The 23939-nt window shown below is 53.8% G+C and carries 21 protein-coding genes, 2 tRNA genes and 1 riboswitch; of the genes, 11 read left to right on the top strand and 12 right to left on the bottom strand.

All coding sequences use genetic code 11. From position 1 onward, the window contains the following. Positions 1–9: 9 nt before the first annotated feature. Genes fabG through HX448_RS06605 form a run of 4 tightly spaced genes read right to left on the bottom strand, consistent with a single transcriptional unit; the run spans position 10 to position 2623 of the window. Positions 10–753, bottom strand: coding sequence for a 3-oxoacyl-ACP reductase FabG (fabG, locus tag HX448_RS06620; RefSeq protein ID WP_102330533.1), 744 nt, complete (start codon positions 751–753; stop codon positions 10–12). After that, positions 750–1682, bottom strand: coding sequence for an ACP S-malonyltransferase (fabD, locus tag HX448_RS06615; protein WP_102330050.1), 933 nt, complete (start codon positions 1680–1682; stop codon positions 750–752). Before fabD ends, fabG begins: the two co-directional genes overlap by 4 nt. A 57-nt stretch (positions 1683–1739) precedes the next feature. After that, entirely contained in the window at positions 1740–2165 is a 426-nt protein-coding gene (rpmF, locus tag HX448_RS10715) for a 50S ribosomal protein L32 (protein WP_102330051.1), read from the bottom strand. 32 nt (positions 2166–2197) lie between these two features. Next, the gene (locus HX448_RS06605; protein WP_102330052.1) at positions 2198–2623 is read right to left on the bottom strand and encodes a YceD family protein; all 426 of its coding nucleotides are present in this window, start codon (positions 2621–2623) and stop codon (positions 2198–2200) included. A 984-nt stretch (positions 2624–3607) separates the two neighbouring features. Between HX448_RS06605 and purF the strand changes: the two genes are divergently transcribed. From purF to fusA, 5 genes are all read left to right on the top strand, one after another. Then, positions 3608–5089: an amidophosphoribosyltransferase gene (gene purF / locus HX448_RS06600; protein WP_102330054.1), complete on the top strand. Its 1482-nt coding sequence runs from the start codon at positions 3608–3610 to the stop codon at positions 5087–5089. Between the two features lie 172 nt (positions 5090–5261). Further along, positions 5262–6173 (top strand): site-specific tyrosine recombinase XerD, encoded by a 912-nt coding sequence (xerD, locus tag HX448_RS06595; RefSeq protein WP_102330055.1) that lies wholly within the window; start codon positions 5262–5264, stop codon positions 6171–6173. A gap of 77 nt (positions 6174–6250) precedes the next feature. Further along, positions 6251–6562: a hypothetical protein gene (locus HX448_RS06590; protein ID WP_102330056.1), complete on the top strand. Its 312-nt coding sequence runs from the start codon at positions 6251–6253 to the stop codon at positions 6560–6562. Positions 6563–6636: 74 nt separating this feature from the next. Continuing rightward, positions 6637–7188, top strand: a complete 552-nt coding sequence (locus HX448_RS06585) for a stage II sporulation protein M (RefSeq protein WP_102330057.1) — start codon at positions 6637–6639, stop codon at positions 7186–7188. 113 nt (positions 7189–7301) lie between these two features. After that, a complete protein-coding gene (gene fusA / locus HX448_RS06580) occupies positions 7302–9371 on the top strand; it encodes an elongation factor G (protein WP_102330058.1) in 2070 nt (689 codons plus the stop codon). A gap of 124 nt (positions 9372–9495) precedes the next feature. Here fusA and HX448_RS06575 read toward each other — a convergent pair whose 3' ends face one another. From HX448_RS06575 to prfA, 7 genes are all read right to left on the bottom strand, one after another. Further along, positions 9496–10572, bottom strand: a complete 1077-nt coding sequence (locus HX448_RS06575) for an ABC transporter ATP-binding protein (RefSeq protein ID WP_102330059.1) — start codon at positions 10570–10572, stop codon at positions 9496–9498. A gap of 1 nt (position 10573) precedes the next feature. Further along, positions 10574–11287 (bottom strand): ABC transporter permease, encoded by a 714-nt coding sequence (locus HX448_RS06570; RefSeq protein ID WP_102330060.1) that lies wholly within the window; start codon positions 11285–11287, stop codon positions 10574–10576. A gap of 9 nt (positions 11288–11296) precedes the next feature. Continuing rightward, entirely contained in the window at positions 11297–12223 is a 927-nt protein-coding gene (locus HX448_RS06565) for an ABC transporter substrate-binding protein (protein ID WP_226846679.1), read from the bottom strand. An 80-nt stretch (positions 12224–12303) separates the two neighbouring features. Then, positions 12304–12445: riboswitch (molybdenum cofactor riboswitch) on the bottom strand. Between the two features lie 100 nt (positions 12446–12545). Beyond that, positions 12546–13502 (bottom strand): electron transfer flavoprotein subunit alpha/FixB family protein, encoded by a 957-nt coding sequence (locus tag HX448_RS06560; RefSeq protein ID WP_102330061.1) that lies wholly within the window; start codon positions 13500–13502, stop codon positions 12546–12548. A gap of 56 nt (positions 13503–13558) precedes the next feature. Further along, the gene (locus HX448_RS06555; protein WP_102330062.1) at positions 13559–14344 is read right to left on the bottom strand and encodes an electron transfer flavoprotein subunit beta/FixA family protein; all 786 of its coding nucleotides are present in this window, start codon (positions 14342–14344) and stop codon (positions 13559–13561) included. Between the two features lie 127 nt (positions 14345–14471). After that, positions 14472–15293, bottom strand: coding sequence for a peptide chain release factor N(5)-glutamine methyltransferase (gene prmC, locus HX448_RS06550; RefSeq protein ID WP_102330063.1), 822 nt, complete (start codon positions 15291–15293; stop codon positions 14472–14474). A gap of 86 nt (positions 15294–15379) precedes the next feature. Next, complete coding sequence (prfA, locus tag HX448_RS06545) at positions 15380–16450, bottom strand: peptide chain release factor 1 (RefSeq protein WP_102330064.1); 1071 nt, start codon at positions 16448–16450, stop codon at positions 15380–15382. 99 nt (positions 16451–16549) lie between these two features. Between prfA and HX448_RS06540 the strand changes: the two genes are divergently transcribed. The 4 genes from HX448_RS06540 to HX448_RS06525 all read left to right on the top strand — a co-directional run bounded on the left by HX448_RS06540 (position 16550) and on the right by HX448_RS06525 (position 19482). Continuing rightward, a tRNA-His gene (locus HX448_RS06540) sits at positions 16550–16625 on the top strand. A 19-nt stretch (positions 16626–16644) separates the two neighbouring features. Next, positions 16645–16720, top strand: a tRNA-Arg gene (locus HX448_RS06535). A 92-nt stretch (positions 16721–16812) separates the two neighbouring features. Then, positions 16813–17061 carry a hypothetical protein gene (locus HX448_RS06530; protein ID WP_102330065.1) on the top strand — a complete coding sequence of 83 codons (249 nt, stop codon included), beginning with the start codon at positions 16813–16815 and terminating at the stop codon, positions 17059–17061. A 69-nt stretch (positions 17062–17130) separates the two neighbouring features. After that, positions 17131–19482 (top strand): YDG domain-containing protein, encoded by a 2352-nt coding sequence (locus HX448_RS06525; protein ID WP_102330066.1) that lies wholly within the window; start codon positions 17131–17133, stop codon positions 19480–19482. 77 nt (positions 19483–19559) lie between these two features. On the opposite strand, the gene HX448_RS06520 is transcribed toward HX448_RS06525, so the two are convergent. Continuing rightward, positions 19560–21122, bottom strand: a complete 1563-nt coding sequence (locus tag HX448_RS06520; protein ID WP_162485835.1) for an MFS transporter — start codon at positions 21120–21122, stop codon at positions 19560–19562. Positions 21123–21608: 486 nt separating this feature from the next. Between HX448_RS06520 and HX448_RS06515 the strand changes: the two genes are divergently transcribed. Both HX448_RS06515 and HX448_RS06510 read left to right on the top strand, forming a co-directional pair. Next, positions 21609–22424 carry a radical SAM protein gene (locus HX448_RS06515; protein ID WP_102330068.1) on the top strand — a complete coding sequence of 272 codons (816 nt, stop codon included), beginning with the start codon at positions 21609–21611 and terminating at the stop codon, positions 22422–22424. Between the two features lie 27 nt (positions 22425–22451). Further along, positions 22452–23912 (top strand): B12-binding domain-containing radical SAM protein, encoded by a 1461-nt coding sequence (locus tag HX448_RS06510; RefSeq protein ID WP_102330069.1) that lies wholly within the window; start codon positions 22452–22454, stop codon positions 23910–23912. The last annotated feature ends 27 nt before the right edge of the window (positions 23913–23939 follow it).

Raw genomic sequence — 23939 nt, 5'->3', positions numbered from 1 at the left:
ATTGGGTGGCTAGAGGGTCATACCGCCGTCTACGGTCAGGGTTTGCCCGGTAATATACATTGCCTCGTCCGAAGCCAGAAAGGCGGCCGCAGACGCCACATCTTCAGCAGATCCCAGCGTACCCAACGGGATTCGCTTGATTAAAGCGTCTTTGGCTTCCTGGCTCATAACCGAGGTCATATCGGTCACGATGAATCCGGGCGCGATGGCATTGACAGTTATCAGTCGCGAAGCCAGTTCTTTGGCAAGAGATTTGGTGAAACCTATAATGCCAGCCTTTGAAGCGGCATAGTTGGCCTGTCCGGCGTTGCCCGAAAGACCGATGACGCTCGATAGGTTTATAATTCTTCCACCGCTCTTGCTTTTAAGCATGGGGCGTATTACCGCCCTGGTACATAAGTAGACGCTCTTCAGATTGGTATCCATCACCGCGTCCCAGTCGTCTTCGCTCATGCGCATCAGGAGGTTGTCCCGGGTGATGCCGGCATTGTTGACCAGGATATCCAGACGTCCAAAATTGGCGGCCGCGCCGTCGATGACTTTATTCACATCGCCAGGCTTGGAAACATCCCCTTGTACGAAAACAGCCTTGCCGCCAGCGCTGTTGATCTCTTCTGCAACCTTCATGGCGCTATCCGAGAGACTGTTAAGGACGACCGAGGCTCCTTCATCCGCGAAGCGCCGGGCAATGGCGGCACCGATGCCCCGCCCCGCTCCGGTGATTACAGCAACCTTGCCTTCGAGCCTTTTCAGGTCCAAGTGGTAGCCTGCAGATTTTTTATCGATTGGGCTTCGGAAATGTTGATTGTTTTTACGTCGCGGTTGATACGCCGGATAAGACCCGAAAGAACTTTACCCGGGCCTATCTCGATGAAGGTGGTTATTCCCGCTTGAATCATGAATTCAATCGATTTTTGCCAGTAGACGCTGGTGGTCAACTGTTTTAACAGTTCGGCCTTGATGTCGTCGGCAGAGGTGATCGGTTCACCGGTGGTATTAGCGATAATCGGAATCGCGGCGTCTTTAAATTGCAGGCGTTCAATGACCTTGGCTAATCCATCGGCAGCCGGGACCATCAGAGGAGTATGGAAAGCGCCGGACACGGCGAGCGGGACTACCTTAGCGCCTTTGGCAATGAGCGCGTCGCTGGCAGCCGCCATCTTGTCTTTATCACCCGAAATAACGACCTGGCCGGGTGAGTTGTAATTGGCTATGTAAACACCGGCTTCGCTTGCGACTTGTTTCAATGTGGCTTCGTCCATGCCGAGAACCGCAGCCATCGAACCGGGCGACTGAATGGCTGCCAGATGCATCATCCGGCCCCTGAGGGCTGCCAGTTGAACGGTATCGGCGACATCAAGGACGCCGGCGGCGGCAAGAGCGGTATATTCGCCCAGCGAGTGGCCGGCGACAAATTCCGGCTCGGGCAACACTTCCATATCGCGAAGGGCAGCCAAATAGGCCAAGCTGGTGGTGACAATGGCAGGCTGGGCGATGGCGGTCTCTTTGAGTTTATCTTCCGGGCCTTCGAAACAAAGTTCGGAAATGGAAAAGCCGAGGCGCTCATCGGCGGCTTTGAACACCGCTTTAGCCGCATCATATTCTTCGTAGACATCCTGACCCATGCCGGGCGCCTGGGCGCCCTGGCCGGGGAAGACGAAAGCCAGCCTGGGTTTATCCACTTTTCCCCCTCGTCCGTTTGCGGCCGATGGAACGGCCGGAGGTATGGCTCCTTAGAGCTAAGCCTCTTTCTTCTTTTCCTTCTTCACTTTAGCCGGTTTTTCGGCGGCCTCGGCGGCTTTTTCCGCCTTAGTGGATTTCTCGGCTATTTCAGTTTTAGCTTTCTTCTCTTTTTCAGGCTTTTCCGCCTTAGCCGGTTTTTCCTTCTTGACCTTCTCGGGTTTAACGGCTTTTACTTCGGTCTTGGCGGTTTCGCCCTTGGCCGTTTTTTCGGCTTTGGCGGCCTTCTCGGCTTTCTTTTTTACCTTGGTTTCAACGTCCAGCACAGCGCGCCCATCATAGGTACCGCAGGAAGGGCAAGCGACGTGGGGCAGTTTAGGCTGGTGACACTGCGGGCACTCGATCAGTTCCTGGGCCACCAAGTGAAGGTGACTGCGGCGATCGCCCTGGCGCGCTTTGGTAGTTTTCCGTTTGGGTAAAGGCATTTCTGGTTCTCCGTCTATACTTACTGTCTATTTTACTCTTTTGTTTGGATACCCGGGCAATCGACCCGGCAAAGGGGCTTCATCGGTTGGGCCAAAATGACGTATTGGCGGATGGCCTCGGTGAGGTCCAACACGTGATGCTCATCAATAATAAAGCTTTCCTCGGCATCTTCAACGTCCAACGGCAAGCCGCTGACCACATCGAGTGTGGGGAAAAACTCTTCCTCGAAATGGACCTCAAGGGGGCACTCGTATTCGTTGAGACAACGGCAGCACTCCAGAGGCAGGGCGGTCTTCAAATTAGCCCCAACAAGCACCGAGCGATTGGTCCGGGTGAATTTGACCGAACCCTTAACGTTGATACCCTGTCCATCCACGGTGAGAGGGTCATCGATCTGGTAATCACGAGTGGAGCCGATCGGCCCCTTTTCGAGTTGGGCAACATTAAAACTCAGCACGCCGCTTTCTCCACAAGGGTTGTATTATAGAGGAACGTACGGATTTATGGCAAATACAAACCAAATTCCAGATCCCAAACGGGCTCCAAAAGCTCAAGCTCCATAACTAGATCAGCATCCCCATCCTGGGGAGGGTGGAATTGTTTTATTGAATTTTCACTTTTGATAAATATTTCCGGATACGACTCGGATTTTGCGTTTATTTTCGGCCCAAACGACTAGCGGGCTGTTGAAACAATTCCCTTTCTGCATCGTAAAAATCACGCTTCCACCAATTGTTTCGACAGGGACAGTTGAAAGAACAATCGCCTGGGTAATGGACACGGCAGGCGACCCAATTTGCGTCGCGCGCTTTGCGTTCCAGGTATCGTATTGCGGGTTGCGAGACATGGCGGGCGACCCCGTGGGTCACCCCTACGGGTGAACGTCCGCCCCATTGCCTTCGCCCGCGCGTAGGGCAAACTGCCTTAGGCAGTTTGATTTGTATTTGAATTTTTCGGCGAAAAAACATTTTTTATCCAAAACAATACGTTCAAAATCAAATAAAACAAAAGCGGGACCTGTAAAACAATTCCCCCGCAGACCTGGTAAGACATCGTTCGTCACGCGTATAAACCGGACACAGCACAGTCTCAACCAGGTGGCGGTTACTGGCGCTTGTCTTGGGTTTCCCCTTTCGATCTTGGCTCTGGCTTACACATGTGCTAATATTCACGCCGGATATTATAGCACAGGGGTTCCTAAACGGTGTCAAGCGTTTGGTGTCGTTTTTGGCGGAATATTTTTTTAAATAGCTCTCAAGCGTCACCTTTCAGTTGCAGAGAATAATAAACTTACAAAGATGAAGGACGATCGGTAAGGCTCGTAAAGACAATTTGGGGACGATTGTTATGACGTGACATTGAGATTCTTCGCTACGCTCAGAAAGACATAATCGGGATGTTGAGATTGACCGGATAGGCCCCTCCGAGTATAATTAATCAAGTGACAGGGCTAATAACCCCACTGACGGAGTCGCCGCGCGAAGAATGCGGCGTTTTCGGTATATACGCCCCCGGTGAAGAAGTCTCCCGAATTTCATTCTTCGCTCTCTTTGCATTACAGCACCGCGGCCAGGAATCTTCAGGCATCGCCACGGCTGACGGCTACACCATTCGCAATTATGCCCGCATGGGGCTGGTGTCCCAGGTCTTTTCCGAACCGGTCCTGAACCAGCTCACCGGCCACATGGCTATCGGCCACAACAGGTATTCGACTTCCGGTTCCAGCATTTCCTGCAATGCCCAGCCGATCATCGCCGGAGAGGGCGAATTCCAGATCGCCCTGGCGCACAACGGCAATATTACTAACGCCGCCGAACTCAGGCGCGAACTCGACGAACTCGGCTACATCTTCAAATCCAGCACCGATTCCGAGGTTATCGCCAATCTCATCATCTCTGCGCCATATATCGACATGATAGAGCGCATCCGCTACGCCATGGGACGGCTGCAGGGCGCCTATTCAATCACCATGCTGACCAAGGAAACGCTCTATGCCTTCAGGGACCCGCTGGGCGTCCGGCCGTTGTGTCTGGGTGCTCTAAGCACCGGAGGTTCGGTCATCGCCTCCGAGACCTGCGCCCTGGGACACATCGGGGCCGAACTAGTCCGAGAGGTCGAACCGGGGGAAATCATCCGCATCGATCCTAACGGCATCGAAAGTTACAAGGAAGACTCCGGCAAGCGGGCTCTATGCATTTTCGAATATATCTATTTTGCGCGCCCTGACAGCATCATGAACGACCGGCTGCTTTATTCAGCCCGGCAGGCTATGGGCGCCGAACTGGCCAAAGAACATCCCGTCGATGCCGATATTGTTGTAGGCGTCCCCGATTCAGCTACCGCCGCGGGTGCCGGCTATGCTTTGGCAAGCGGCATCCCGCCTGCCGAGGGCTTGATCAAGAACCGTTATATGGGACGCACCTTCATCGAGCCAACCCAGCGCATCCGCGACCTGGGGGTCAAACTGAAGTTCAACCCGCTGCAGTCAGTCCTTTCCGGCAAACGGGTGGTCCTGGTAGATGATTCCATCGTCCGCGGCACGACAACACCGCAGGTCATCAAGCTGCTGAAGCGGGCAGGGGCCAAAGAGGTCCACATGCGTGTTTGCGCCCCGCCGATCCGGCACCCCTGCTTCTTCGGCGTGGACATGGCCACTCGCCGGGAACTCATCGCCGCACGCATGAACATACCTCAGATCAAAGATTACATCGGCGCCGATTCACTGGGTTACCTTTCGGTCGACGGCCTGATCCGCGCCGTGGGTGCACCCAAGAACAAATTCTGCCTGGCGTGCTTTACCGGCGAATACCCGGTGCCGGTTCAGCTCGAGATGGACAAGCTGGCGCTAGAAGGTATGACGGGCAACTTGAAAGATATTCACCGAGTACTGGATTCGGAGGAAATACCGGCGGTAAGCCTTTAGCTGACGGAAATTCCTCCTAAACATCCAAGCACTAAATAAATTCAAATCTCAAAACAGGTGAAACCGTCGAAAGACGGTTATTTTTATTCAAAAAGCTACCTGGTGAACCCTTTGACCATTTCTCTAGTTATGTTAGAATACATAACAATAATCGCGGTTGCGAGGTGCCGGGTTGAAAACTGACATCGAGAATTTTCTGAACTACCTGATGGTCGAAAAGGGCTTTTCCGGGAACACCAAAGAAGCCTACCATAATGACCTCTGCCAGCTTGCCGACTTTGCGGGCCACTGTTTCTCCCACCGCGGCGCCCAGAACCTGTGGGACAATTTCAACCGGCAAGACATGTTGTCCTACCTGTTGGATCTCAAGGATAGGAAATACGCCGTCACCACCGTCGTAAGGAAATTGGCGGCGGCCAAGAGTTTCTTCGGCTTCATGATCGAGGAAAAGAGAGTCCGCCAGAACCCGACGGACAACATCGAATCGCCCAAGGTAGGAAAACCCCTCCCCGGAGCGATTTCCGTGGGCCAGGTAAAACTGCTACTCGAACAGCCGGTCAAGCTATCAGCACCCGAGGCTAAGCGAGACCGGGCGATGCTGGAACTCCTCTACGCCAGCGGTATGCGCGTGTCTGAACTGATCAACCTTAATGTCGAAGACGTCGATTGCGACGAAGGCCAGGTGCGGTGTTTCGGCAAAGGTCAGAAAGAACGAATAGTGCCGATCTATCCCCAGGCGGCAAGGGCGACCGGCGAATATATCAATGAAGTGCGCCACCGGTTGCAGCGCGACGATTCAGAAAAGGCGTTATTCCTTAACCGCCGGGGCGAGCGCCTGACACGGCAGGGCTTGTGGCAGATACTCAAGGAGTACGCCAAAGCGGCGGGCTTAGCCGACGAGGTAACGCCCCACACCTTGCGCCACAGCTTTGCAACCCACATGCTTAACGGCGGCGCCGACCTAAGGTCAGTCCAGGAACTGCTGGGTCACGCCAATATTTCGACGACACAAATCTACACTCATCTGACCTCGGACCACATCCGACGGGCTTACGACAGCGCGCATCCCAGAGCCAAGAAGTAGAATCCGAAATCTGAAGAACAGTTTCACGATAAAATTAATCCAAATCCTACACGCGAAAATCAGAACAGGATTGAAAGATGCCCGATAAATATTCTTATAGACCCGGCAAAAAAAAGAAGAGCGCCCGGCGGCAGGTTGTCGTCCAACCGGTTCAAACCGAAGCTGAGATCGAAGCTGAATTAACCCCTACCAGCGATATGCACCCGATTGTTGCGATAAAATCAGCAACAGCGGCGCGTCCATCGGGTGCCACCCAGCCTGCCGCTTCTCCGAGCGAGGGCCGGGGCATTTCCCGGGTCAGCAACCTCGGTGCCGAGTTGAGGCGTTTCGCCGTTATCGGCAGCCTGGTCGTCGTCGTCCTGGTGGCTGCCGCCCTGGTTTTGCGGTAGTCTCCGGTACAAAAATTAATCTTATTCCTGAACGATCCGACCAACGAACCGTGTGTCTTCCCAAGTGATTACGCATGAATTTTAAGCGTTGGGTACTTATTGCCGCCGCGATCTTCTGCGTCGGGTTGGTCATCGGCCTGTTGCTACCAGACAGCGCTGCCGATTCGATCGAGCAGACTTTCAAGGACATTGCCGGCAGCGCCGCCTCCGCCCAGGGGCTCGGTCTATTTATTTTGCTACTTTTGAATAATACGCTGGCGGTCGGTGCCAGCTTTATCTTCAGTCCAATTTTCCTTATTCTGCCTGTTGTTTCACTCCTCACGAACGGCGCCCTGATAACCGTCGTCGCCAGGCTCACCCTCCAGGACCATTCCCCGGCGTTTCTCGCTGCCGGAATACTGCCCCACGGTATCATCGAAATTCCCGCCTACCTGCTGGCTCAGGCGGCGGCGATATGTTTCGGCTTCAACGTGCTAAACGCCCTTTTCGCCCCCCAGCGAAGGTCTGAAGCCGGTCTGGTGCTCAGAAAATGCCTGTTATGGCTTGGGCTGGCGATAATCCTGCTCATACCCGCGGCGCTGGTCGAAGCCTTCATCACGCCGCTGCTCCTGGGGCTGTTCAACTAAAACCAGGCTGTCTTTCAGGCCGTCTGACGTTCAGACGGGTACCCGGTAATTTGCCCTAACGTCAGTGCGTGGTTATAATAGCCGCTAATGATTAAATACAGGGCAGGTGTTGCATGGAGAACTATGGCATAGCCGGCATCCGAAATGTGGCGCTGCTGTCTCACAGCGGCGCCGGAAAAACCACCCTGGCCGAAGCAGCGCTCTATAGCGCCGGGGCAATCAGCCGAATGGGGAAAGTCGATGACGGGACAACAGCGTCCGATTTCGATCCTGAGGGAGTGAAGCGAAAGATAAGTATAAGTCTTTCGCTTCTGCCTTTTATATGGCAAAAAACCAAGATCAACCTGCTGGACGCGCCGGGTTATGCCGACTTCGGCGGTGAAGCCAAAGCGGCGATTAAGGTCGCAGAGTCGGTGATCATTCCGGTGGCGGCATCCTCCGGCGTCGAAGTCGGCACCGAGGCCGCCTGGGATTTGGCCGAGGGAGCCAAGTTGCCCCGCTGCTTCCTCATCAACAAAATGGACCGCGAAAACGTCAATTTCGATAACATCGTGGCTGCCATCCAGACCAAATTCGGTCACAAATGCCTACCGGTAAACATCCCGATAGGCTCATTTAAGGATTTCAAGGGTATCGTCGATCTGATAAATATGAAAGCTTACACCGGGGCTCATCCCGCCACTGAAGGCCCCATTCCTTCGGGTATGGAAGCCGGCGCTGCCGATTACCGGGGTAAACTGGTAGAGGCTATCGCCGAACAGGATGACACTCTGATAGAAGAATTCTTAAACGGCCAGGAACTTACCCCGGACGAAGTGGTCGACGGACTTAAAAAAGCCGTTGCCGCCGGCGAAATCGTGCCAATTCTTGCAGCGTCTTCGCTCACCAATACCGGCATCGACCAACTGCTCGATTTCATCGTCAACTTCCTGCCGTCGCCCGAAAACCGCGAAGTCGCCCTGGTTGACGGCGGAACATTAAAATCCTCGGAATCCGGTCCTTTGGCGGCGCTCGTTTTCAAGACCACCGCCGACCCGTATGTGGGCAAGCTGACCTTCTTCCGCGTGTTCCGCGGCACTATGACGAGCAACTCGCACGTTTGGAACGCCACCAGAAAAGCCGATGAACGGATCGGCCAGTTGTATGTCATGCGCGGCAAAAACCAGGAACCGGCGACCCAGCTGGGAGCGGGAGATTTAGGCGCCGTGGCCAAATGCGCCATCACTTTCACCAACGACACGCTGGCTATGCCGGATTCCCCGGTGGTCATTGCTCCCACCGCTTTCCCGACCCCGACATACTCGGTAGCCGCGCACCCCAAGTCCAAGGCGGACGTCGACAAACTGGGGCAGGCTATCGCCAAGATCCTTGAGGAAGACCCGACGATCCAGAGCCACCGAGATTCCGACACCTCGGAGACGATCCTGGTCGGCCTGGGCGATACGCAACTCGATGTCACGGCGGAGAAAATGGCGCGCAAGTACGGCGTCGCCGTCGAACTCAAGCCGCCTAGAGTACCCTATAAAGAGACGATCACCGGTTCGGCGCGCGCCGAATACCGCCACAAGAAGCAGACCGGTGGCCACGGTCAGTTCGGCCACGTAGTGCTCGAGGTAGAGGCTTTGCCCGTCGGTTCCGGCGTTGAATTCGTCGACAAAGTGGTCGGCGGCGCGGTACCGCGCAACTATATTCCCGCAGTGGAAAAAGGGATCAAGGAAGCGGTCCAGGAGGGCGGGTCGCTGGGCTTCCCGATTGTCGACCTCAGAGCCACTTTATGCGACGGTAGTTTCCACCCCGTTGACTCATCCGAAATCTGTTTCAAAATTGCCGGCGCTGGCGCCCTCAAAAAGGGTATGGAGGCCTCGGGACCGGTACTGCTAGAACCGATGGTAACGATGCGCATCACGGTGCCGTCGAACGTCGTCGGCGACATCATCGGTGATCTCAACACGAAACGCGCCCAGGTCCAGGGGCTGAATCCCGAGGGCGAGAAGACGCTTATCGACGCCATGGCGCCGCTGGCCGAAGTCCAGCGCTACGCGATTGACCTGAAGAGCCTGACCCACGGCAGGGGGCATTTCACCATGAAATTCGACCACTACCAGCAAGTGCCGTCACATTTGACGCAGAAGCTGGTGGCGGAACGAGCGGCGGAAGTCGCTGCGGCGCAGGCAGCCCATTAACCCCAAAAACGAAATCCGAATATTGAAATACGAAACAAATCCGAATTTTCAAAATTTCAAGGTGAAACCGAGAGAGGGGCGAAAGCCCCTCTCTCATTTTTACGCTATCCCATCGAACCCGACTTCAAGCTCTGACGGCATGAATGGCCGTGGCTTTGAGACAGGCGTAAACATTCGAGCCAAGCGACAAACCCATTTCCTCTGATGAGGCGCGGGTGATAACTGCCATGAGCTTGAAACCGCAATCGATCTCCAGGCGGACCAGGGGATTGATCAGCGATAACCGGGAGATCGTCCCACGCAGGCAGTTGCGGGCGCTGGTCGATCCAGCGGCGAGGCTGACGGTTACATCTTCCGGACGAACAAAAAGGTTTACCTTATCCCCGATGGCAAAATCTCCCAATGTCTGGAAGACCTGCCCCGATACATCCACATTGACCATTCCTTCAAGATTTCCGATAACGGTTCCCGAAAATATATTTTCGATCCCGATGAACTCAGCCACGGCACGACAGGCGGGAGCAAGGAAGATCTCGTCGCTTTTTGCCAGCTGCATCAATTCCCCGTTCATTAGCACCCCGATCCGGCCGGCAAGACGCTGCCCCTGGGCCAAGTCGTGGGTAGCCATGACCACAGTCAAATTCTGGGTTTTAATTATCTTAGTGATGAGTTCCTCGACCCGGGCGGTTGACGGGGGATCGAGATTAGCGGTCGGTTCGTCCAGAAACAAGATTTCAGGGTCAGTTACCAGGGATCGGGCGATGGCGATGCGCTGTGTCTCACCTCCGGAGAGAGTTTTGGCCGCCCGGCTAGAGTAGTGTTCCATCCCGACTAAAGCAAGCGCTTTTCCGACCCGCTCGTGCAGATCCTCTTTTTTGAAGCCTCTCCATTTCAGCGGCTGAGCGACGTTGTCGAAAACACTGGACGAAAAAACGAGGGGTTTCTGATGGACAAAGGACATCCGCCGGCGGAATTCCAGGCGCTCCGAATTTTTCCTACCCACCCGAGTCCCTTGCAGGGCAATGGTACCGCCTGAAGGAAGTTCGAGCAGGTCGAGGAGCCGCAACAGGGTGCTTTTTCCGGCACCGCTGGGTCCGATGAAGGCTATGGTCTCACCTGCTTCCACTGATAAGGAGATGCCCTTGATAATATCTGTCTGCCCGTAACGCTTGATGAGCCCGTTGGCTTCTAATACAGGCATGCTATTCAACCATCCTGGATCTGATCAACGAACTGCGTTGTTGCAGCCAGGAGAGTGCCAGATTGATCACCAGTGCAATCGCGAGCAGGATAATGCCAAGCGCCATTGATAATTCAATGTCTCCCTTACTGGTTTCCAATGAAATGGTGGTGGTCAGGACCCGCGTGAAGCCGCGGATGTTGCCGCCCACCATGAGCGCCAGGCCGACCTCAGAAATAGCCCGGCCGAACCCCAGGATGAAGGCAGTGAAGATGGCATACCGGGCCTCCTTGATGATGAGCGTGCCCATCTGCCACCGGTTGGCACCCAATGCAACAGCGGTTTCTTTAGCCTGGCGGTCAACTCCTGAAAGGGCAGAAATCACCAATCCCAGCATGAGTGGGGTGACAAGCAGGATTTGGCCTATTACCATGACCGTCGGGGTGAAAAGAATGCCAAATTGCCCGAGAGGTCCGGCGCGGGAAAATAGAAGGAAAACAAACAAGCCGACCAGCACCGTGGGTAAACTGAACAAGGTGTTGATGACGCTGATCAGGAAACCTTTGCCCGGAAAGGTATTGTGGAAAATTACCGATCCGAGGGGTAAAGATACAAAAGCGGCAATAACGCTGGCGGTCGCTGAGATGGTCAGCGACCGCCGCGTGATCTCGAGTACCTCGGGATCGAGCGAAAAGATCAGCTCGATGGCCCGTTGCAGTCCTTGCCAGATTTCCATGAATCCTTACTAAGCCGTTGGTTCGTTACCGGCGCAAGGAGTGAACAGCGAACGGCTGTAGTCTTTGACTCCGTATTCGCCGATGATCTTCTGGATGTCTGGGGAGACCATCCATTGAGCGAATTTTGAAGCCAATTCAGCCTGGGAGTTGTTGATGTTGACTTTGGCGGGGTTGATCGGAATTACAGAATAAACGTTGAGCAAGATCGATCCGGTATCAACCAGGGATACAAGTCCGGTCTGAGCTTTATAGGCCAGGAAAGTGCCAATATCGGAAAGGGTGTAAGCCTGCTTTTGCCCGGCTATTGCCAGGGTGGGACCCATTCCCTGCCCTGCTTCCACATACCACGAGCCGGAGTTGCGGACCGTCTGATAATCCAGGCCTGCCGCCTTCCAGATGGCGAGTTCCTTGGAGTAGGTCCCGGATGTATCACCGCGGGAGACAAAGGGGGTAGTTTTGGACGCGGCAAGTTTTTTGAAGGCTTCTTCAGGAGACAAACCTTTCAAGCCGAGCGGGTCGTTAGCCGGTCCGACGATCACGAAGTAGTTGTAGGCGAAAACGTAACGCTGGGTGCCGTAGCCATCGGTGATGAACTGCAACTCCTTGGTTTTGTCGTGGACAGCGATCACGTCCACGTCGCCGCGCTGCCCGTAGGTCATCGCCAGCCCGGTGTTAGCGTAGAGGATGTCCACCTGGCAGTTGTTCTGCTTTTCAAACATGGGTTCCAGCAACGCCCAAAGGCCGGTATCGTACAGTGAGCTGGTGGTAGCTACCTTGAGGTGGGTCTCCGGTTTTAGAACGCCGACGCCTTGGTCGGTGGTGGCGGGAGGGGTGGTTGTGGTACCGGGGGTGTTGGAACATCCTGCAATAGAGGCGGCTATCAAAAGCGCCGAAAGCAGGACTCCAACAATTGGCAACCGTTTTCTATTTTTCAAAATTCTCACCTTAAATATTACTTTATCTTCCAAAAAAGAAAACACCTCTTGTTTAAGGAGGTGCACGGCCAACCGAGAACCCGGTCATAGCTTTCTCTCCTTTCCAAATCGCGGGAGGCGGCGCCGTTTCCAACGCTACCCTTGGGGCGGTGACCCGCCCGCCGGTCTCTTGACCATGACCCCTGGGGATTTAGGTTAAAAGACTCGGAGATAGATATTTACTTGCGGCAATCTTAACACAAGGTACTAGTACCGGTCAACTAGCTAACAAAAATTAATTAAAAAGGATTAAAAGGGAATAATACTTACTGGTTGTCCAGAATCAACGGCCTGTCAGTTCTTTGATTTTGGCGGTAAAAGACGGAATCACTTTTTTCCAATCGCCGGTAACACCATAAGTGGCCACTTTGAAGATATTGGCTTCGGTGTCTTTGTTGATCGCTACTATTGTCTTGCTGCCGGAAACTCCCGAGACGTGCTGGCTGGAACCGGAGATGCCGACGGCGATGTACAAGTCTGGTGAAATGATTTTGCCGGTGATGCCAATCTGGCCTGACTCCGGCCACCAACCCTGGTCGCATGGAGGACGGGAAGCGCCGACAACTCCTCCGATAAGGTCGGCCAATTGCTTGAGCTGGGCGAAACCTTCCGGCCCGCCCAGTCCACGCCCGCCACCAACTACTATCTTGGCTTCCTCGATCTTAGGACCCTGCTGCTGAACGGCGACGCGCTCCAGTACCCGGACGCCGGCCGGAGGCTCTGCGGCGAGTTCGAAGACCTCGGCGGTATGGTTCCCAACCTCCGCAGCCGGGGCAAATGCCTTGGGACGAATGGAAACTATTTGGGGTTCGGACTCGATAGTGAAATCAGCCAGGGCATTACCGCCATAGACCGGGCGGGTGAAGACGGCTTGGTCATTCTCGACCCGAACGGCGACTATCCCGGTGACGGCAGCCGTATTCAGCCTGACCGCGAGCTGTGGCGCGAGATCGGCGCCCAGATCGTTCTCTGTCATTAAGATCACTCCCGGTCCGGATTCGGCGACTGCCTTTTGGATGAAAGAGGCAGCCAGGGCCGAAGTCAAATTCTGAGCTTCGGCGGTGAAGACCCTGGATACACTTAGACTAGATAGTATGGCAACAGATGATCCGATTCCGCTGCCAAGGGCGACGGCATTAATATCTGCATCGGCCGAGATTGCCCTGGCGGCGGTAAAAAGTTCGGCGGAGGCAGGAGAAAGCACGCCATCATTTACCTCGGCGATGATCAATATATTCATAGGTTACCCTCATTTTCTTGTTCCTCTCTCACAAGGGGGAGGAAGGACGGATTGTTTTATATCAGTTTCAATTCGCGGAGTTTAAGCGCCAGATTGACGCCCTGCTCCTCGGGGGTGACGCCGGAGATCATTTCGCACCGGGCTTCTCGCTGAGGCTGGTAGAGCTTGACCAACTTTACCCTTCGCTCGGGGGCGGCGCCGAGATCAGCGGCTTTCAAGTAAACCGGTTCCTTCTTTTTGGCCGCCAGCACGCCCTTGATGTTGGGCAATCGAAGCTTGCCGATCTCCGAGGAAACAGTGATAACCGCCGGAATCGTTGATTCGACGACCTCATAACCATCGGAAACAACGCGTTCGACGCGAAGTTTTCCGCCAGAAAGTTCCACTTTCCTCGCGTGAGACACGGTCTGGGTCTTCAAACTTCCTGCTAGCAGCAAGCCGGTCTGCCCGGCATCCCAGTCCGCTGCGGCGCGGCCGGCGAGGACGACATCGAATCTTCCGATCTTTTTAACTGCTGACTCTAGAACGACAGCCGTTCCCGATGCATCGAGGTCGGCGTAGGAAGGATCATCGATCAGGATAAGTTCATCGGCGCCGAGCGCCAGGGCTTTTTTCAGAAGTTCTTTGTTCAAATTGGTACCGAGGCTCAAAACCTTAATGGTGCTGCCAGGATTCGCATCCTTGAGCTTGAGCGCCGCTTCGAGGGCGTGCTCGGAATAGGGATCTATGACAGGGGCGACGCCGGCGGGCGGGGCCATCTTGTTGGATGGGGCATCGATCTTAAAGCTGGCTGGGGGAATTTCGGGGTCTGGGATCTGTTTTATGAGAACAATGATATCCAAGGTGCCACTCCTCGGTAATTATTGAACGATTGCTCAACGGCGGGCCTAATTTAGCATCAGAACAGAGTGGGGGTCAAATCATTGGGGATTCCGTTCATGGTTCGACAAGCTCACCACGAACGGATTTCTACAGTTTGGTCACCGAGATGCGATCAAGAGGGATGAAATCGCGGAGGATCTCAGTTTGGCTTCCGGGAAAGGTCTTATCGAGGATGGATTTGACCGCCGGGGCCTGGCCGGTACCGAACTCCAGCAAAAGCCACTCAGGTTTATCTTCCCTGGATGACATTTGCCGGATCAGGCGGTGGATGGCATTCAGCCCGTCCGGTCCACCGTCCAGAGCAAGCTGAGGCTCGAAGCGGTTGCTTTGTGATTCCGCGGATGGGACGTAGGGCAAGTTGGCGCAGATGATATCGAAGTGCCTATCGGGGACAGCTCCGAGGAGGTCGCTCTTGATGAACTCGATATTGGTGCACTCGGGACGCGCGGCATTACGCCGGGCGATTTCAAGGGCGGCAGTCGAGACATCAAGGGCGATTACCCTGGATTGTGGCAAGTGCTTGGCCAGGGTGACGGCGACGGCGCCGGAACCGGAGCCGACGTCGGCGATAATGGGGGTGGGATATCTTTTACCGATCTCTATGGCTTTTTCGACCATGATCTCAGTTTCGGGGCGGGGGATGAGAACCGATCGGTTGACATAAAAATCTAATCCGTAAAACTCCATATGACCGGTCAAGTATTGCAGGGGCTCTCCGGCTTCAAAGCGGTCGATGAGCTGATAATAGGTTGTTGACGATTCCTGATCCAGTTCACGGTCGAGTTTGAGAAGTAATTCTGTCCGGGACAAGCCGGTAACATGGCGAAGCAAGACTTCGGTGTCGGATCGGGCCGAGTGACCATTCAAGCGGGCGGAAGCCCTATCCAGAGCACTTCCGATGGTCGGCATTATCACCTCAAAAAAAACAACAGGTTCGGGGCTGACATTGAGATTGCTTCGCCCCGAATTGTCGGCGTTCGCAACGACTGCCGGTTTTAGATACCGGCGGATTGAAGGAGGCGCGCTTGTTCGTCGGTAGCCAGGGCATCGATGATGTCATCGAGGTCGCCGTCCATGATCTTGGGAAGGTTATGCTCCGACAGGCCGATCCGGTGGTCGGTGAGGCGGTCCTGGGGGAAGTTATAAGTCCGGATCTTCTCCGAACGTTCGGCAGTTCCAACCTGCGACCGTCGGGTATCGATCATCTCGGCGTCTTTCTTTTCCTGCTCGATGGCAAGCAGTCGCGCCCGCAGCACGTCCATTGCCTTCTGGCGGTTTCTGAGCTGGGAACGCTCGTCCTGGCAGATGACCACAAGCCCGGTGGGGAGGTGGGTCAGGCGTACCGCAGTGGCAACTTTGTTTACGTTTTGACCGCCGGCGCCACCGGAATGGAAGATGTCAGTCCGTATCTCATCAGGGTTGATGGAAATGTCCACTTCCTCGGCAACAGGCAATACGGCCACGGTCGCAGTGGAAGTATGGATGCGACCGGCGGCTTCAGTCGTCGGCACACGCTGTACGCGATGCACGCCGCTCTCGAACTTGAGGCGGGAGTAAACGTCCTCGCCGTCAACCTCGAAAATAACTTCCTTGAAAACTCCGGCAGAGGACTCGGTCAGGTCGATGACATCAACCTTCCAGCCCTTGGATTCAGCGTATCGGGTGTACATATGGAACAGATCGGCGGCAAATAATTTAGCTTCGTCTCCGCCGGTGCCCGCCCGGATCTCCATGATGATATTGCGCTCGGCGTTCGGGTCTTTTGGCAGAAGGGCGATCTTGAGCTCCTCGTACAGCGCTTCTCTCTGCTCCTTTAGGCTTTTGTGCTCCTCCCGTGCCAGTTCCAGCATTTCCTCATCTTTTTCGGTTTCCAGGAGGTGCTGAGTATCTTCGTACGCCTTCTCGGTCCGCTGGTATTTACGGTACAGGCCGACTATTTCTTCCAGTCCGGCGCGTTCCTTCGAGAGGTGGGTGAGCTGGGGGATATCGGCGGCGATCTCGGGCGACGCGATAGCCTGTTCGATCTCGTTGAAACGCCGTTCGATTTTTTCGAGTTGTTCTAACATAATCTTGAATTATATCACGTTAGGGGATGCCTCCTCACCTCCCCCGAACGCTTCGATTGAAATGGGGACGTTAAAATGGTTATAATTACACTTTGCGCGGTGGGTATAGCCGAGTGGTTAAGGCGTCAGGTTGTGGCCCTGAAGACCGTGGGTTCGACTCCCACTACCCACCCCAACTTCTCCCTTGGTGCCATGCGCCTGTAGCTCAGTGGATAGAGCATCGGTCTTCGAAACCGAGGGCCAAGGGTTCGAATCCCTTCAGGCGCGCCATTACCTTCAGAATTATATCTAATTCATTGTGTTTATCCCATTCTCTGCTGCGTTTGGCGATTCAGTAGGCAGAGGTGTTACAATGCGCAACTATGAAACTTCTGTCTAAATTCGGCCGGTCATTTATCACCTTGAAACGCCTCCTCGGGGCTGGAGGTATCGCGGCTGCAGGCTTGTTCATTCTTACACTTACACCAATCTCTGCCGCTGAACTGCCCAGTTCCTACGAACCCGAACACTGGCAGTCATCCGGCCCGGGAACGAAAACCATCGACTCTTCAACTGGCGGCACTGAAGGTCTCACGTTTACGTATCTTCTGCGTAGCGCTCCTTTCAGCTGACAAACCTGGAACGTCACCAATACTGTGTCGGCAAGTGCCAATGTTAGCTTCAATTGGAATTACCATTGCATGCATTCCTGGTATGCAGCTCAAGCGCGTCTCTTTGTCTTTGCCGATAGTCCGGGTGGTCGTGTTCAAGGGACTTTATATTCGGCCAACACCTATGGCGATGCCGGGGGCAGCGGTGTTTTAACCATTCACGTAAACAATGGTTACCAATGGGGTTTCATTATTCAGGGCACCAACTTCGACTCAACCCGACTTTTGTACGGTGATCTTACAATTGACACATTCAATGTGATCAAGGAACTAACCGTTACTGGAATTTCCAGTGATAATAAGATGTACGACGGCACCACTGGAGCAGGACTCCAAATTGATAGTCCCGGTCTGATCGGTGTTGAACCTGGCGACGATGTCAGCCTGTTGATGTCAAACCCATCGGGTACCTTCAACGATCGTAACATTGGAACGGGGAAGCCGATAACGGTTTCTGGTTTGAGCCTGGGTGGCGATGATGCCTCCGGCTATTACATCAACCCGATCATTACCGCCGATATCGCTCCACTGCCAATCATCGTAACCGCCGTGCCCGATACTAAAACCTATGATGGCACCACCTTGTCGAACGCGACCCCGTCTTTATCAATCCCGCTGGCTGCTGGTGACATGAATGATTCTTTTATCCAGACTTTCGATAACCGGAACGCGGGTGCCGTCAAATCACTGACTCCTTCCGGCATTGTCAATGACGGAAATGGCGGCCGCAACTATGCATACACCTTCATCGACGCCACCGGTGGGATTACGAAACTGCCGATCACCGTCAGCTCGCTCACCGACACGAAGACGTATGACGGCACCGTGTCATCATCGAAAATTCCCTCCCTGTCGATCGGGCTGGCGACTGGGGATACAACCCATTCGTTCCGCCAGATTTTCGATGATCGGAATGCCGGCACAGGCAAGACATTAATCCCCGCCGGAGCCGTCAATGATGGCAACAACGGCAACAACTATGACGCGACTTTCATAAGCGCGGCTACCGGTGAAATTCAAAAATTGCCGGTCACGATTTCCGCAGTGGCTGATTTCAAGACTTATGACGGAAGAGTTCTTTCATCCGGGATACCGACGCTTTCCGCACCCGCGATGGAGGGTGATACGCCGGCTTTCTCTCAGACTTTCGACAACCGGAATGTTGGCACCTGCAAAAAGTTGACACCTGCCGGTGTGATCGCGGACGGGAATAATGGCGCAAATTATTCTTACACCTTTTTATCCGTGACTTCAGGCCAGATCGATAAACTGGCGATCACGATTATTGCCAGCCCCGACAGAAAAATGTACGATGGTACGGGGTTTTCAAGCGCCGCGCCTTCAGTTTTCCCAGGTCTGGCGCAAGGCGACTCTGATTCTTTCACCCAGCAATTTGCTGACAAGAATGCAGGTACCAATAAGACCATATTCGCGTCCGGCAGAGTCGACGATGGCAACGATGGTGAGAATTATTCCTACACCTACCGGAATGATACCACCGGCGTCGTGGACAAGCTTCCTATCAGCATCTTTGCTGTCCCGGATTCTAAAGTCTACGACGGCACCAATACTTCATCTGCGACTCCGAAAACGTCTCAACCGGTTTCGGTGGGAGATATCTGGTCGTTCAAACAATCATACGATAACCGGAACGCGGGCGCGGCTAAGACACTGACGCCGTTCGGTGCGGTTGTTGACGGTAACGGCGGGGCAAATTACGCCTGTACCTTTATCAGCGTCTCAACCGGAGAGATCATCAAAAAGCCTGTGTCTGTGGCCGCGGTGTCAGATTCCAAGACGTATGACGGGACCACCTCATCCACAGGTAATCCCCTGGTTCTGACCGATCTGGGCTTTGGCGATAGCGAGTATAAATTCAACCAGAATTTCGACAACAAGAACGCAGGTACAGGGAAGCAACTGATTCCCAGCGGAGTCATACTGGATGGCAATGACGGTAAAAATTACGATTATTCATTCTTTTCTGCGGAAGGCTGGATACTGCCGAAGCCTGTAACTGTGATAGGGGTGGCGGCGCAGAATAAAACGTTCGATGGCACGACGGATTGCAAAGTAGATGTCAGCACCGCCACTCTTTCGGGGTTGGTTGGTTCAGATGCAGCAAGCCTGGTAACGTTTGAAGTGGCAGGAAGTTTTGATAACAGCGAAGTGGGTGTTGGCAAATCAGTCGTCATTTCCGGATTATCTTTAACCGGGCTGGACGCGAACAATTACGTTTGCATTCCTCCGGCGTTGAACGCAGACATTCTTGAAAAACCCCGGCAGGGGGTAGTTAATTCCATCTTCGCAGTTCTGGGAACCGGGATCGTGCTCGGCGGCTTTGTGATGTTTTGGAGAAGACGCAAACAACGGGTTATTTAGCTGGGCACGATGCACTAGACTCCAAGGCCCGGCGCGGCAAATCCGGCCAAGAGCTTCCCTGATCAGGAAGCTCTTTTTTATCCGCCTTTTCGCGGGTTCCGAATGGCTGCCAGTGATACCACTGCCGCTCCGGCAGCTAGCGCGGCATTGGCCACCATCGTCCATTTAAATGCTGAAGCAAATGATTCTCTTACCGCGTTCTGAGCAGCAAACCGGGACCCACCATCGAAGCTATCGGGCACACTGATGCCGCCCAATTTCGACGATTGATCCATGATCTCCTGGCGTTGAGCGGGACTCAGGTCTGTTTTTTCGAGATTTCCCGCCAGCGATGCCGAAAACAGCACCGACATCATCAGCCCCAGCAGTGCCACGGAGAAAAGTGTGGCGATCCGTGCCACGGCGTTGTTGAATCCCGAAGCCACGCCGGACAGTGACTCGTCCACCGACAATGCTGACTTGGTGAGTGGAGCGATGACCACCGCCATCCCGAAGCCGATAGTAATCAGACCAGGCAAAAAAGCGATGGAGTAGCTGTTGCCTACCCCCGAAAAAGCTAAAAGAAATATACCTCCGGCAACCATGATAGGGCCGAAAATCATCTGGATCCGGGGACCGAGCTTGTCGGCAAGGCTGCCGAAAGGACCGGATAAAAAGGTGATCAGGAGAGTGGAGGGCAGGATCGCCAATCCGCCGATCGATGGGCTCATGCCCTGGACCTGCTGGAGATTGAGGACGGTGAAATAGATTATGCCGTTCAGCGCGAAATACAGCAGGAGGGTCGCACCGTTGGCTCCCGCCACCAGAGGCGAGCGGAAGAGTTTTCTCGGTAGCATCGGTTTTTTTTGCCGGCGGTCGAGGACGAAGAACATTAGGATGAGAGCCACTCCGATTACAAAAACCCCTGATTCGAGTAATCCGATCGAATATTCGGGCAACCGGATTAGGGCGAAGATAATAGAGCCGAAACCGAGCAACAGGGGTGCACCAAGAATCCAATTAGGCCGCTGACTTCGGACTGGCGCGTTCTCACGGATAAACCGCCGGGCCATGAAGACGAGCAACACGCCGAATGGAAGAACCAGTAGAAAGACGCCGCGCCAGGAAAAATACTGGGTGATGATGCCGCCGATCCAGGGAGCGGCGACCCCTATAGCTCCCGATAGCCCAGCCCACCAGCCAATCGCCCGGCCCCGTTCACCGGCTGCAAAACTAGTGTTGATGAAAGCGAGGTTCTGTGGGACAAGTAAGGCGGAGCCGATTCCCGCCACTGCTTGAAAAGTTGCCAGCATCGCAACGTTGACAGCAAACGCAGAGGTGACAGAACCGAGAACGAACAGCGCCAAGCCGATAAAGAAGATCCTTCGCCTGCCGTAATGATCGCCCAGTGCCCCGCCGATAAGGAGAAGCGCCGAAAACGGCAGAAGATACGCCACGCTAATCCACTGAAGACCCGAAAGAGGGGCGTTAAAGTACGATTGGATCGACGGAAGGGCAATGCCAACCGCTGTGGAAACCAGGAATGCCAGCCCGCTGGAGACTATCGTGGTCGCTAATAACCAGCGACCCGCGGGCTCGTCGAGCTTGTATTGCCCGAGGACGCCGGGACTTTTGGAAATTGGGTTCGGCGCACCGTTCAAAGTCACACATTCAATGTACCAGAAACGGGTTGCTCATCGAAGTGATTTCTAAAATTGGACAAGGATAAAAGCTCCCTGGCCCAGTTTCATAAAATATTAAGATTATCGTTAGCGGTACTAATACCATGTCCAACGGTACAATGTCGTCTAAGCATTTATACTGAATTTTTTCTTAATATTATGATAATTAATCGTAGAGTTAAATCACCTTTAATGTCTAACCCATTGACAAGTATGGAATCCCATGATACTCTTATTCAAGTTAAACAATCTTAATAATAATATTAAATGATTGACCATCCCCAACGGAGTTCTTCTAAACTAAATACTAGACTCCTCCTGTAACTTAAATCACTTCGGTAGACTCTTCCAAGGAATATAATGGTCGCGTTAACATTAAGAAAGTAAATGGAAGAGCTAAATTCGGGTTACAGTTACTAACTGAATACAAAGACCTTCTTCCCCTTTCGAAATAACGAGGTTGTGATGCAGACCAATATATATAACATCGCCTTTGCCGAATCCACCAAGCAAGCCTACATCCATTTCTGGGGCTGCAATATCCGGTGCAAAGGCTGCATTTGCAAGAAGATGGTCTATGACGCGATGCTGGATCGCAACGCTAAGATTCATATGCTTGATCCGAAAGGCGTAACGGCCCCGCCGACGCGTTTTATGGATCTGGATACCGCCGTCAAGACTCTTATCGGCCTGAATGTAAAATCGGTGCTCCTTGAAGGGCAAGAAGCCTCCCTCGACCCAGCTATGCCGATTATCGCCAAAACCCTCCATCGCGAGCTGGGCACGACCAATTACCTCCTGACCAATGCCTTTCACATGCCTAACCTGACCGATATTGACAGGGTGGTTGTCGGACTGAAGGCATTAGATGAAAAACTCCACATCGATTATACCGGCGAGTCCAACAGGGCAATCTTACATAACTTTGAAAGTATCTACCGAAGCGGTGTACCGATGATGGCCGAGTCAGTCGTCATCCCCGGATACATCGATGCGCCGGAGATCGGAAAAATCGCTAAGTTTATCGCCGGAATCGATAAAAACATGCGATACCAGATCGATGCATACTCCCGGGTTGGGCACAACCCATGGCGCAAACCGACGGCTGAAGAGATTGAAGAAGCCGTGGCAGCCGCTTCCAAGCACTTGACCAATGTTCACTGCTTTAAGGGCACTGAGCTACTGGAATACAACGTTAAGAGCATCTTCCCCACCGAAGCCGAGTTAGATGCCCCTGAGTTACAGCCCGCCATAGAGACCAGGGAAATGGTTGCCGCCTAGCTCCACTGGAAAGAATTTGGAGAATATATGAAAGTACTTCTCGTCGCCGCCACCACCCCCGCCTTCAAACGCGCTTTTGCAAACTCTTCCAATCTTCCGAACGGGCTCCTATTCATCGGCGCCATGCTTGAGAAACACGGGCATGAGGTAATGGTCTACGACGGCTTCATGGACGACCGGACCACGGAAGAACTGGCGGCATTCAAACCGGACCTTATCGGCTTTTCGGTCATCGTCGGTCCCAATATGGAAGGCGCCATCCATATGTCCAAGGAATTCAGGAACCTGCTGCCGAATGCCAGGATAGTCTGGGGAAACGTCAGCCCGAGCGTGCTTACCGAACAAACCCTGGCTGAAGACTATGTCGATTATGCCGTCATCGGCGCCGGGGAATACACCATGGCCGAACTGGCTGACCATCTGCAAACCGGAACCCCAAAAATCGAAGAGATCAAGGGACTGGCCTTCAAGTTAGGTGGTAAGGTCGTCAAGAACGAACCCCGGTTTCTCACCAAGAACATGGACGAACTGCCTGACCCAGCCTGGCACCTGGTGGATGCCGCCAAATATCGAGAACTCGACCTCAACACCAGCCGGGGCTGCGCTTTCCACTGCGCTTTCTGTTACAACGATTCCTTCAATAAGGGCTCACTCGGCTATCTTTCCGCCGAGCGGTTGGTGTCCCAGATCGAACACCTGCAACAGACCTACGGCGCCAAGCACATTCGATTTAATGATGACAATTTTACATTCAACCGAAAGCGCCTGCGGGACTTCTGCCGCCTCTTAAAGGAAAAGAAGATCAAGCTCACCTGGAGTTGCGACTGCCGGGCCGACCTGTCGGAGGAAGACGCGGTAATGATGGCCAAGTCTGGCTGCGTCTCGGTGACTTTGGGCTTTGAAACCGGCTCCCAGCGGATGCTGGATTTCGTCCAGAAGGGCATCACCGTGGACCAAATGGTCAAGACATTCTGGCTGTTGGTGAAGTACAAGATCCGCGCCTCGCTCTATATCATGCATGGTTTCCCGACCGAGACGACCGAGGACTTCATGGCCACCCATCGCCTGCTGGAGCGGCTCGATAGACCCTATTACCTATATAACCGCTTCCGGCCTCTGCCGGGCACTAAGCTCTTTGATTACTGCGTCGATCACAAGTTGATCACTCCTCCGCAGAAGCTGGGGGAATGGCCGGAGTACATGATGCAGTACTCCAACAAGATCAATTTGAGCGAGGTGCCGGATGAGCTTATCAATAACGCGCTCACCCACTACCTCAATACTTATGCGGTCAACCGCTTCCGCTTTACCCTGAAACATGATCCGGCTTATTTCAAGATCATCGTCACCAATCCAAAGAAGTTCTTCAGGGAGCTGTGGAGTCTCATCAAGAACCAGATCTATGTCGTCAAGTCTAAGCGTCACCTGGCAGGTTTTGCCGCCAGTCTTAAAGAAGCCCATACCAAACTGGCACCGAAACCGGCTTAACAAAATGCGGGAACTTGAGGTCAGGCG

Origin of the sequence: Dehalogenimonas etheniformans (assembly GCF_014672715.2) — a bacterium.
In the GTDB taxonomy this organism is placed as follows: domain Bacteria; phylum Chloroflexota; class Dehalococcoidia; order Dehalococcoidales; family Dehalococcoidaceae; genus Dehalogenimonas; species Dehalogenimonas etheniformans.
This window is presented reverse-complemented; position numbering and strand designations above follow the sequence as displayed.

Bases quoted from the DNA above. Each gene is read 5' to 3' on its own strand.
- HX448_RS06525 (WP_102330066.1), top strand. From the start codon at position 17,131: ATGCATTCCTGGTATGCAGCTCAAGCGCGTCTCTTTGTCTTTGCCGAT.
- HX448_RS06510 (WP_102330069.1), top strand. From the start codon at position 22,452: ATGAAAGTACTTCTCGTCGCCGCCACCACCCCCGCCTTCAAACGCGCT.
- prfA (WP_102330064.1), bottom strand. From the start codon at position 16,450: ATGTTAGAACAACTCGAAAAAATCGAACGGCGTTTCAACGAGATCGAA.
- HX448_RS06570 (WP_102330060.1), bottom strand. From the start codon at position 11,287: ATGGAAATCTGGCAAGGACTGCAACGGGCCATCGAGCTGATCTTTTCG.
- prmC (WP_102330063.1), bottom strand. From the start codon at position 15,293: ATGCCGACCATCGGAAGTGCTCTGGATAGGGCTTCCGCCCGCTTGAAT.
- HX448_RS06515 (WP_102330068.1), top strand. From the start codon at position 21,609: ATGCAGACCAATATATATAACATCGCCTTTGCCGAATCCACCAAGCAA.
- HX448_RS06575 (WP_102330059.1), bottom strand. From the start codon at position 10,572: ATGCCTGTATTAGAAGCCAACGGGCTCATCAAGCGTTACGGGCAGACA.
- HX448_RS06590 (WP_102330056.1), top strand. From the start codon at position 6,251: ATGCCCGATAAATATTCTTATAGACCCGGCAAAAAAAAGAAGAGCGCC.
- HX448_RS06585 (WP_102330057.1), top strand. From the start codon at position 6,637: ATGAATTTTAAGCGTTGGGTACTTATTGCCGCCGCGATCTTCTGCGTC.
- HX448_RS06530 (WP_102330065.1), top strand. From the start codon at position 16,813: ATGAAACTTCTGTCTAAATTCGGCCGGTCATTTATCACCTTGAAACGC.
- HX448_RS06560 (WP_102330061.1), bottom strand. From the start codon at position 13,502: ATGAATATATTGATCATCGCCGAGGTAAATGATGGCGTGCTTTCTCCT.
- rpmF (WP_102330051.1), bottom strand. From the start codon at position 2,165: ATGCCTTTACCCAAACGGAAAACTACCAAAGCGCGCCAGGGCGATCGC.
- fusA (WP_102330058.1), top strand. From the start codon at position 7,302: ATGGAGAACTATGGCATAGCCGGCATCCGAAATGTGGCGCTGCTGTCT.